We start from the raw sequence: 8,401 nt of genomic DNA, 5'->3' as shown, positions 1-8,401 counted from the left end.
GCGCCGCGCCTGGCCGCCGCCGCGCCCGCCCCGGCCCCCGCGCCCGCCGCGCGACCGGCCGCCCTGCCCGGCCATCTGCCGGCCGTCCTGGCCATCGGCGCCTCCACCGGCGGGCCGGAGGCGCTGTCCGCGATCTTCCGCGCCTTCCGCCTGCCGGCGCGGATTCCCATCCTGGTCACGCAGCACATGCCGGATGCCTTCCTGCCGCTGCTGGCGGAGCATCTGTCGCGGCTCGGCCCGGTGCCGGTGCGGGTGGCGCGCGACCAGGAACCGCTGCTGCCCGGCGTCGCGCTGCTGGCCCCGGGCGGCAGCCACATGCTGGTGGCGCAGGGGCCGAAGGTGGTGCTTTCCGATGCGCCGCCCGAGCATTTCTGCCGCCCCGCGGTGGATCCCATGCTGCGCAGCGTCGCCGCCCTGTTCGGCGGCCGCGCCGCCAGCGTGGTGCTGACCGGCATGGGCCATGACGGTGCCGCGGGCGCTGCGCTGATCGCCTCCGCCGGCGGGCCGGTCCTGGTGCAGGACCAGGCCAGCAGCGTGGTCTGGGGCATGCCCGGCGCCGTGGTGGAGCGCGGCGCGGCGAAGGAGGTGCTGCCGCTGCCGGAGCTTGCGCGCCGCATCGCCGAACTTGCGGGCGCGGCATGATGGATCCGGGATTCGCGGAGATTGCGCGGGCGATCCATGGTGTCTCCGGCCTCGCGCTGTCGCCGGACAAGGGCTACCTGCTGAAGACGCGGCTGGCGCCGATCATGGAGCGGCGTGGGCTGGCCAATCTGTCGGAACTCGCGCGCCGGCTGCCGACGGCCGATGGCCCGGTGCTGCTGCGCGAGTTGGCGGAGGCCACCACGACGAACGAGACCAGCTTCTTCCGCGATGGCCTGCCGCTGCGCCAGATCGTGGACCAGGTGCTGCCGGTGCTGGACGCCACGCATCCGCCGGGCACGCCGCTGCGCATCTGGTCCGCCGCCTGCTCCTCCGGCCAGGAAGCCTATTCGCTGGCGATCGCGGCGGCGGAGGCCGGCATCGCCAGGCGGCTCGACATCCTCGGCACCGATCTCTGCTCCGCCATGGTTTCCCGCGCGCGGGAGGGGCTGTTCACGCGGTTCGAGGTGGAGCGCGGGCTGACCCCGGCGCAGCGCAGCCGCTGGTTCCGGGAGGAACGCGGCGGCTGGCGCGTGGCGGAGCCGATCCGCCGGCAATGCCGGTTCGAGGTGGCGAACCTGCTGGGCGACCTGCGCGGCCTCGGCACCTTCGACGTGCTGCTGCTGCGCAACGTGCTGATCTATTTCGACCTGCCGACGCGGCAGAAGGTGGTCACCGCCTGCACCGCGCAGCTGGCCATGGATGGGGCCCTGTGCCTGGGGGCCACGGAGACGCTGCTGGGCCTGACCGTGCCGCTGGTGCCGCTGCCCGGGCTGCGCGGGCTGTGGCGGCGCGGATGAGCCTGGCGCTGGCGGCGGGCGCCGCCGCGACGGCGCTGCGCGGCCTGGGTGCCGCACCGGGCGAGAGGGTCTGCGGCGCGGTGGCGGCGGTGGATGCGCTCTCGGTCGAGATCGCCGGGCTCGGCGGCTTCCTCGCCGTCGGCAGCCGCCTCGCCATCCTGGCCCCCGGCGGCGTCGTGCCGGCCGAGGTGGTCGCGCTGTCGGCGCGCGGTGCCCGGGCGGTGGCCTTCGCGCCGCTGGATGGGGTACGGCTGGGCGCGCGGGTGGCGATGGCCGGCACGGCGACGCTGGCGCCCGGCCCTGGTTGGCTCGGCCGCGTCGTCGATCCGCTGGGCCGGCCGCTGGATGGGCGCGGGCCGCTGCCGCCGGGGCGCCACGCCCTGCCGGTGCGCGCCCGCGCGCCGGAGGCGGCGCTGCGCGCCCGGCTCGGACCGCGGCTTGACCTCGGCGTGCGGGCGCTGGATGGCTTCTGCACCATGCGGCGCGGCCAGCGGCTGGGCCTGTTCGCCGCCTCCGGCGTCGGCAAATCCACGCTGCTGTCGATGCTGGCGCGCGGCGCGGATTGCGATGCCGCGGTGCTCTGCCTGGTGGGCGAGCGCGGGCGCGAATTGCGCGAGTTCATCGAGGACGACCTGGGTGCGGCAGGGCTGGCGCGCAGCGTCGTGGTCTGCGCCACCTCGGACGCGCCGGCGCCGATGCGCCGCGAAGCCGCCTTCGCCGCCATGACCATCGCCGAATCCCTGGCCGGCGAGGGCCGGCATGTGCTGCTGATGATGGACAGCGTCACGCGCTTCGCCCTGGCCTGCCGCGAGATCGGCCTGGCGGCGGGCGAGGTGCCGGCGACGCGCGGCCACACGCCCGGCGTCTTCGCCGAACTGCCGCGGCTGCTGGAGCGCGCCGGGCCGTGCCTTGAGGCAAGCGGCGGCCACATCACCGGCCTGTTCACCGTGCTGGTGGAGGGCGACGACCATGACGAGCCGGTGGCGGACGCGGTGCGCGGCATCCTGGACGGGCATGTGGTGCTGGACCGCCGGATCGGGGAACGCGGCCGCTGGCCGGCGATCGACGTGCTGCGCAGCCTGTCGCGTACCGTGCCGGGCTGCCTGGAGCCGGAGGAGCGCGCCCTCGCCACGCGCGCCCGTGCCATCCTCTCGCTGGCCGGCGAGATGGCGGATCTGGTGCGGCTCGGTGCCTATCGCGCCGGTACGGATGCGGCGGTGGACGAGGCGCTGCGGCTGGCACCGCGCATCGAGGCCTGCCTGGCGCAGCGCAAGGAGGAACCCGTGACGGGCGTGGCCGGCGCCTTCGCCGCGTTGCAGGCGGCGATGGCATGAAGGGCGACCCGCTGGCCGCGCTGATGCGCCTGCGCGGGCTGCAGGTGGCGGCCGCGCGGCGGGACCTGGCGGACCGCCAGGCCGGCGCCCAGGCGGCCGTGGGGCGCGCCGAGGCCGCCGTCGCGGTGCTGGCGCAGGAAACGCAGGGCGAGGTGGCCTTCCTGGCGGACAGCCTGGCCGCGTGGCTGCCCGGTGCCCGTGCGGCGCGGGAACGCGCTGCCGGCGAGGCCAGGCTGGCGGGCCAGGCGGTGGAGGCGGCCCGCGCCGCGCTGGTGGCAAGCCGCGCGCAGGAACGCGCCGTGGAATGGCTGATGGAAAGCCGCGCCGCGGCGGCACGGCAGAAGGTGGCGCGCGGGCAGCAGGCCGCGCTGGACGAGACGGCGCAGCAGCGCGCCGGGCGGGGCAAGGGCAGCTAGCGCGGCGGGTTCTTCATCCGCCAGACCAGGGCGATGATCTCCGCCACCGCCTTGAAATGCTCCGCCGGAATCTGCGCATCCTCCTTCAGCCGGTACAGCGCGCGGGCCAGGGGCGGGTTCGGCACGATCGGCACGCCGGCTTCCTCCGCCGCCTGGCGCATCCGCGCCGCCAGCTCGTCCACCCCGCGGGCGACGATGCGCGGCGCCGCATCCTTGCCGCGCTCATAGGCCAGGGCCACGGCGTAGTGCGTCGGGTTCGTCACTACCACCGTGGCCTTGCCGACGGCGGCGATGGCACGGCGTCGGCTGCGGCTGCGCATGATCTGCAGGCGGCGCGCGCGCAGCATCGGGTCGCCGTCCGATTCCTTGTTCTCGTCCTTCATCTCCTGCCGCGTCATGCGCAGGCGGCGGCCGTGGCGGAAGCGCGTCCAGAACAGATCCGCCGCGGCGATGCCGGCCAGCGCCACCAGGGCAGCGGAAAGCAGCCCGCCGATCCGCGTCGTCAGCGCCTGGCCCAGCGCCTCGGGGCCTTCGGACAGCGCGGCGGCGAAGCCGGCGACATCCTCCGCCTGCCACCACAGGGCGACGCCGACGGCGCCGAGCTTGACCAGGGTGCGCAGCAACTCCTCCAGCGCCTGCAGCCCGAACAGCCGCTTCAGCCCGGCCAGCGGGCTGATCTTGGAGAGCTTCGGCGTCAGCCCGCTGGCCGACAGCAGGAACCGCGTCTGCGCCAGTGTTGCCGCCACGCCGCCCAGCGCCGCCAGGCCCGCGACCGCCAGCGCCGCCGGCGCCGCCGCCGCCAGCAGCGCGCGCAGCACGCTCGGCGCATCCGTCATGTGGCTGCCGGCGAAGATCGCCGCGCCGGCCTGCAGCAGCGCCTGCCCGGCCTGCGGCCCGGCCACCGCCAGGCCCAGCGCGCCGCCGCCCAGCGAGGCGAACTGCACCATCTCCCGCGACAGGGCCACATTGCCGTCCTGGCGCGCCTTCTCCAGCCGCTGCGGTGTTGCGGCCTCGGTCTTGTCGTCGGTGTCCGAATCCTCGGCCATCGATCAGCCGAGGCCCGGCAGCACGGACCAGGCGGCGCGCGCCGCCTCCAGCCATTGCGCCAGCAGCGCCGGCAGCAGCAGCGCCAGCAGGGCGAGCCCCGCGAGGGTCTGCGCCGGCGCGGCCAGCACGAAGACCTGTGCCTGCGGCGCCACGCGCGCCAGCAGCCCCGTTGCCGCCTGCGCCAGAACTGCCAGCAGCAGCAGCGGCGCGGCCAGGCGCAGCGCCAGCGCCAGGCTGGCGGCGCCGGCCTCGGCGATGCCGGAAGCGGCATGGCCGCCCTCCAGCGCCGCGCCGACGGGCAGGATGGCGTAGCTTTCCGCCAGCGCGCGCAGCGGCAGCGCATAGAGGCCGGTGGACAGCGCCAGCGCCGCGGCGGCCACGCCCATGAGGCGTGACAGCGCCGTGCCGTGCACCCCCATGTAGGGATCGGGCGCGAACATGCTGGACAGGCCGATGAAGCTGCCGATGAGCTGCCCCGCCATGGCGAGCGCGGTGGAGACCAGCCGCGCCAGCATCCCGAGCCAGACGCCGATGGCGATCTCGGTGGCGAACAGCAGCAGCGTGGCGGAAAGGTCGTCGGTGGCCGCGGGCAGGGCGGGCAGCAGGCCGGGCAGCAGCAGCGGCACCAGGGCCAGCACCAGCGCCAGGCGGATCGGCGCCGGGATCTCCGGCTCCCCCAACCCCGGCAGCAGCAGGCCGCAGGCACCCAGCCGCGCCACCAGCAGCATGGCGGCGAAGGCGAGGTCGGCGAGCGCCGGCGGGTCCATCATCCCATGCCACCGACGCTGACGATCTGGTCGAACAGCCTTTCGGTGAAGCCGCGCATGATCGCCATGCCGGCGGACCCGCCCAGCAGCAGCAGCGCCGCCAGCGCCAGCATCTTCGGCACGAAGGCGAGCGAGGGTTCCTGGATCTGCGTCAGCGCCTGCACCAGCGCCACCGCCAGGCCGATGGCCAGCAGCAGCCCCAGCAATGGCCCGCCCACCAGCAGCGCCGTCCACAGCGCCTGCTGCCCGGCCAGGGCGATCGTGTTCGAGTCCATGCCGTCGCCGCCTCCTGCGGCCAGGCGCGCGCGGTGCGCGTCCGCTACCGGTTCAGATCGCCATCCGCATGACTTCCTGGTAGGCGGAGACCATGCGGTCGCGCACCGCGACGGCCGTCTGCAGGGCGAGTTCGGCCCGCGTCACCGCCATCACCACTTCGCTGGTGCCGACCTGGCCGAGCATCGCCTGCTGTGTGGCGCCATCCGCGGCGCGTGCGGTGCCGACGGCGCTTTCCATCGCCGCGCCCAGCGCCGAGTCGAAGGCCTGCGCCGTGGCGCCGCTGGCCGAGGCACCCGGTGCGCCACCGGCGGTGGCGCGATAGGCCTGCAGCGCCGGGCTGATCCCGCCGCTCATCCGCGCAGCGCCTCGATCGTGCGCAGCAGCATGGCGCGCGTGGTCTCGATGACCGAGAGATTCGCGCCGTAGCTGCGCTGCGCCTCGCGCATGTCCATCACCTCGATCAGGCTGTCGACATTCGGCGTGCGCACATAGCCGCGCTCATCCGCCGCCGGGTGGCTCGGCTCGTAGCGTTCGGGGAATTCCCCCGGCTGCGTGCCGATGCGCGAGACCTGCACGGTGCTGGCGCCGATCTCCCGGTCCAGCCGGTTGGCGAAGGTGACGGTGTGGCGGCGGTAGGGTTCCGCCCCCGGCGCATTGCCGGTGGAATCGCGGTTGGCCAGGTTTTCCGCCACCACGCGCAGCCGCACGGATTGCGCGGCCATGCCGGAGGCGGAGACGGAAAGCGCGCGTTCCAGGTCCATAGGCTTCTCTCTCCTCAGCGGCCGGTGCCGAGCGCGGTGCGGTACATCGCGGCCCAGCGCCGGTGCAGCGCCAGCGCCAGCGCATGCGCCTGGTCGGTCTCCGCCATCTTCAGCGCCTCGCGGTCCAGCGAGACCGAATTGCCGTCCGGGCTGGCTTCCACTGCGGCCCGGTCACGCTGCGCCCGGCGCCCGCCATCCGGCCCGGCCAGGTGGCGCGGCGAGGTTTGCGCCAGCGGTGCCGCCGCGGCCTGCACGGCCCGCTCGAAGGGCACCAGGTCGTTCGGCTGGTAGCCGGGCGTGTCGGCATTGGCGATGTTCTGCGCCAGCACCTGCTGGCGCTGTTCGAGCCAGGCGAGGCGGCGTTCGGCCAGCGCCATCGGGGCGGTGCGCGTCATGTCCATGCGACGGATGCTGGGCGCGAGCTGCGACTGCGGTGTTAACCGGCGTGGCCGCGCCGGGCTTCAGCGCAGGGCGCGCAGCTGTTCCTGCAGGGCGCGGGTGCCGGCGATCTCCTGCCGCAGGCGTGGCAGGTCCAGCGTGCCCGGCGTGCCATCGGCCAGCGCGGCGAAGGCATCGGCGAAGGTGCCGGCGGGCACCCGCGGGGCGTAGCGCTGCTGCACCGCGGCCAGGCCCTCCTGGTCCTGTGCCAGGGCCAGGAAGGCGGCCAGCCGCAGCAGGTCGCGGCGGGCCGGCGCATCCAGCGCCGCATCGCCCGGCGCGGCCAGTTCCAGATGCGCCCGCAGCGCCGCCGCGGCGCCGGCCCAGTCCTGCGCCGAGGCCAGCATCTCCGCCAGCTTCCCCGCGCCTTCCGGGCCCAGCGCGCGCAGCACGCCGGCGGCCCCGGCCGTGTCGCCCAGCTGCTGCCGCGCCGCGGCCTCGGCCAGTGCGCGACGGCGGCCGATCTCGCCCGGCAGCGCGGCGCCGCCACTGCCGGAGGACAGCGTCTGCAAGGCGCCCTCCGCATCGCCATCGGCCAGTTGCGCCTCGGCCAGCCGCACGGCGAGGTTGCCGGAGCCGGTGCTGTTCGGCAGCGCCTTCTTCAGCATCGCCACGGCTTCCTGCGGCAATTCCAGGCCGGCCAGCCGGTCCGCGATGCGGGCCAGCGCCGCATCCAGCGCGGCATCGGGCGGCAGCGGCGTCGGCTGGGCGGCGACCAGCCGGGCCATGGCGACGGGATCGCTCGCCGGGTCCGCCACCACCGCCAGCGTCGCCGCCAGCAGCTTCGGGCGCAGCGTGCCGGCTTCCTCGGGGAAGGCCGCGACCGTGTCCTGAAGCAGCGCCAGCGCCGCGGCGGGCTGCTGCGCCAGCAGGCGGAGTTCCGCCGCCCGCAGGCGGCGCGCCACCTCGCGCCGGTCGCCGCGCCAGGCGGGGATGGCGCGCTCCATCGCCTCCGCCGCGCCGGCCGCATCGATGCTGCCGGCGGCCAGGCGCAGCTCCGCCAGGCGGGCCAGGGCGCGGGCGCGGGCGTCGCGGTCCCGACCGGTGGCCAGGGTGGCCTGGGTCTCGATGGCGGCGGTGGTGGCGCCGGCGGCTTCCTGCAGCAGGCCGGCGGCATGGCGGGCCAGGGGCAGCGCGGCGGCGGCCTCATCGCCGGCCAGCAGCGCGGCGGCTTCCTCCTTCGCGCCAGCCTCCGCCAGGCCGGCGGCGAGCTTCGGCAGCAGCCGGGCACGCAGCGGCGCGGGATAGCGCAGCAGCAGGGGCGTGGCCGCGCGGAAGCCCTCCGTGGCGATGTCGCCATCGGTTTCCATCTTCGAAAGCCCCCGCCACAGCGCGGTCTCGGGCGAGGCGAGCAGCCGCGGGTCGTCCAGCGCCGCATCGGCTTCCGCCAGCCGGCCGGCCAGCAGCGCGGCGGCACCGGCCAGCAGCAGGGCGCGCGGCTGCGCCGCCAGGCGCGGATCCTCGGCGGTGGCGAGCTGCACCGCCGCCTGTGCTTCCGCGCCCAGGCCCAGGGCCAGCAGCGTCTCGGCCAGTGCCAGGCGCAGCGGCCCGCGTTCCGCGGCGGGGGTGGCGGCCAGGCGGGCGGGCAGGGCGCGCCAATGCGCCAGCAGCGCGGCCTTCGGCAGCCCGGCCAGGGTCGCCAGGGGGGCGAGCAGGGGCGGCGCGGCTTCGGCCGGCTGCGGGCCGCGTCCGGGGGCCAGCGACAGCGCCACGCCATGCGGGGTGGCCTGGACGGCGAAGCCCAGCGCCGCGGGTGCCGGCGCTTCGCCAGGCGGTTGCAGCCAGCTCAGCGGGTCGCGGGCCAGGGTGGCGGCGGCCGGGCCGGGCAGGCGCAGCGCGGCGCCATCGGGCAGCGGCAGGATCTCGGCGCCGGCCAGCGCCGGGTTGCGGCGCAGCGCCGCCAGGTCCCGGCCACGCTCACCC

At 76.2% G+C, this 8,401-nt stretch carries 11 protein-coding genes; 4 read left to right on the top strand and 7 right to left on the bottom strand.

Annotation, left to right across the window (positions count from 1 at the left end; genetic code table 11):
• The 4 genes from HEQ75_RS27050 to HEQ75_RS27035 form a co-directional block, all read left to right on the top strand.
• Positions 1–642 (top strand): CheB methylesterase domain-containing protein (locus HEQ75_RS27050; protein WP_168035241.1); only part of this gene is annotated, 642 nt, incomplete at its 5' end.
• Positions 639–1,439 (top strand): CheR family methyltransferase, encoded by an 801-nt coding sequence (locus HEQ75_RS27045; protein ID WP_168035240.1) that lies wholly within the window; start codon positions 639–641, stop codon positions 1,437–1,439. The genes HEQ75_RS27050 and HEQ75_RS27045, both read left to right, overlap by 4 nt.
• Positions 1,436–2,773 carry a FliI/YscN family ATPase gene (locus HEQ75_RS27040; protein WP_168035239.1) on the top strand — a complete coding sequence of 446 codons (1,338 nt, stop codon included), beginning with the start codon at positions 1,436–1,438 and terminating at the stop codon, positions 2,771–2,773. Before HEQ75_RS27045 ends, HEQ75_RS27040 begins: the two co-directional genes overlap by 4 nt.
• Entirely contained in the window at positions 2,770–3,189 is a 420-nt protein-coding gene (locus HEQ75_RS27035; protein WP_168035238.1) for a hypothetical protein, read from the top strand. Before HEQ75_RS27040 ends, HEQ75_RS27035 begins: the two co-directional genes overlap by 4 nt.
• Here HEQ75_RS27035 and HEQ75_RS27030 read toward each other — a convergent pair.
• The 7 genes from HEQ75_RS27030 to HEQ75_RS27000 form a co-directional block, all read right to left on the bottom strand.
• Positions 3,186–4,235, bottom strand: a complete 1,050-nt coding sequence (locus HEQ75_RS27030; RefSeq protein ID WP_168035237.1) for an EscU/YscU/HrcU family type III secretion system export apparatus switch protein — start codon at positions 4,233–4,235, stop codon at positions 3,186–3,188. The genes HEQ75_RS27035 and HEQ75_RS27030 overlap by 4 nt on opposite strands.
• Positions 4,236–4,238: 3 nt before the next feature.
• Positions 4,239–5,003 (bottom strand): flagellar biosynthetic protein FliR, encoded by a 765-nt coding sequence (locus HEQ75_RS27025; protein WP_235962157.1) that lies wholly within the window; start codon positions 5,001–5,003, stop codon positions 4,239–4,241.
• Positions 5,003–5,278, bottom strand: a complete 276-nt coding sequence (locus tag HEQ75_RS27020; protein WP_168035235.1) for a flagellar biosynthetic protein FliQ — start codon at positions 5,276–5,278, stop codon at positions 5,003–5,005. The genes HEQ75_RS27025 and HEQ75_RS27020 overlap by 1 nt, the downstream gene beginning before the upstream one ends.
• Before the next feature lie 52 nt (positions 5,279–5,330).
• Positions 5,331–5,633 (bottom strand): flagellar hook-basal body complex protein FliE, encoded by a 303-nt coding sequence (fliE, locus tag HEQ75_RS27015; RefSeq protein ID WP_168035234.1) that lies wholly within the window; start codon positions 5,631–5,633, stop codon positions 5,331–5,333.
• A complete protein-coding gene (gene flgC / locus HEQ75_RS27010) occupies positions 5,630–6,040 on the bottom strand; it encodes a flagellar basal body rod protein FlgC (protein ID WP_168035233.1) in 411 nt (136 codons plus the stop codon). Before flgC ends, fliE begins: the two co-directional genes overlap by 4 nt.
• Before the next feature lie 14 nt (positions 6,041–6,054).
• Positions 6,055–6,435: a flagellar basal body rod protein FlgB gene (locus HEQ75_RS27005; protein WP_235962156.1), complete on the bottom strand. Its 381-nt coding sequence runs from the start codon at positions 6,433–6,435 to the stop codon at positions 6,055–6,057.
• A gap of 66 nt (positions 6,436–6,501) precedes the next feature.
• Positions 6,502–8,401, bottom strand: a 1,900-nt coding sequence (locus HEQ75_RS27000) for a hypothetical protein (RefSeq protein ID WP_168035231.1), incomplete at its 5' end; no start/stop codon positions are given.

The organism is Falsiroseomonas selenitidurans (genome assembly GCF_012103215.1).
Taxonomy (GTDB): Bacteria; Pseudomonadota; Alphaproteobacteria; order Acetobacterales; family Acetobacteraceae; genus Falsiroseomonas; species Falsiroseomonas selenitidurans.
Note: the sequence above shows the minus strand (reverse complement) of the source record. Positions and strands in the feature narration are given on the sequence as shown.

Coding starts and splice junctions, on each gene's coding strand:
- HEQ75_RS27045 (WP_168035240.1), top strand. CDS start 639: ATGATGGATCCGGGATTCGCGGAGATTGCGCGGGCGATCCATGGTGTC.
- HEQ75_RS27040 (WP_168035239.1), top strand. CDS start 1,436: ATGAGCCTGGCGCTGGCGGCGGGCGCCGCCGCGACGGCGCTGCGCGGC.
- HEQ75_RS27035 (WP_168035238.1), top strand. CDS start 2,770: ATGAAGGGCGACCCGCTGGCCGCGCTGATGCGCCTGCGCGGGCTGCAG.
- HEQ75_RS27030 (WP_168035237.1), bottom strand. CDS start 4,235: ATGGCCGAGGATTCGGACACCGACGACAAGACCGAGGCCGCAACACCG.
- HEQ75_RS27025 (WP_235962157.1), bottom strand. CDS start 5,003: ATGGACCCGCCGGCGCTCGCCGACCTCGCCTTCGCCGCCATGCTGCTG.
- HEQ75_RS27020 (WP_168035235.1), bottom strand. CDS start 5,278: ATGGACTCGAACACGATCGCCCTGGCCGGGCAGCAGGCGCTGTGGACG.
- fliE (WP_168035234.1), bottom strand. CDS start 5,633: ATGAGCGGCGGGATCAGCCCGGCGCTGCAGGCCTATCGCGCCACCGCC.
- flgC (WP_168035233.1), bottom strand. CDS start 6,040: ATGGACCTGGAACGCGCGCTTTCCGTCTCCGCCTCCGGCATGGCCGCG.
- HEQ75_RS27005 (WP_235962156.1), bottom strand. CDS start 6,435: ATGACGCGCACCGCCCCGATGGCGCTGGCCGAACGCCGCCTCGCCTGG.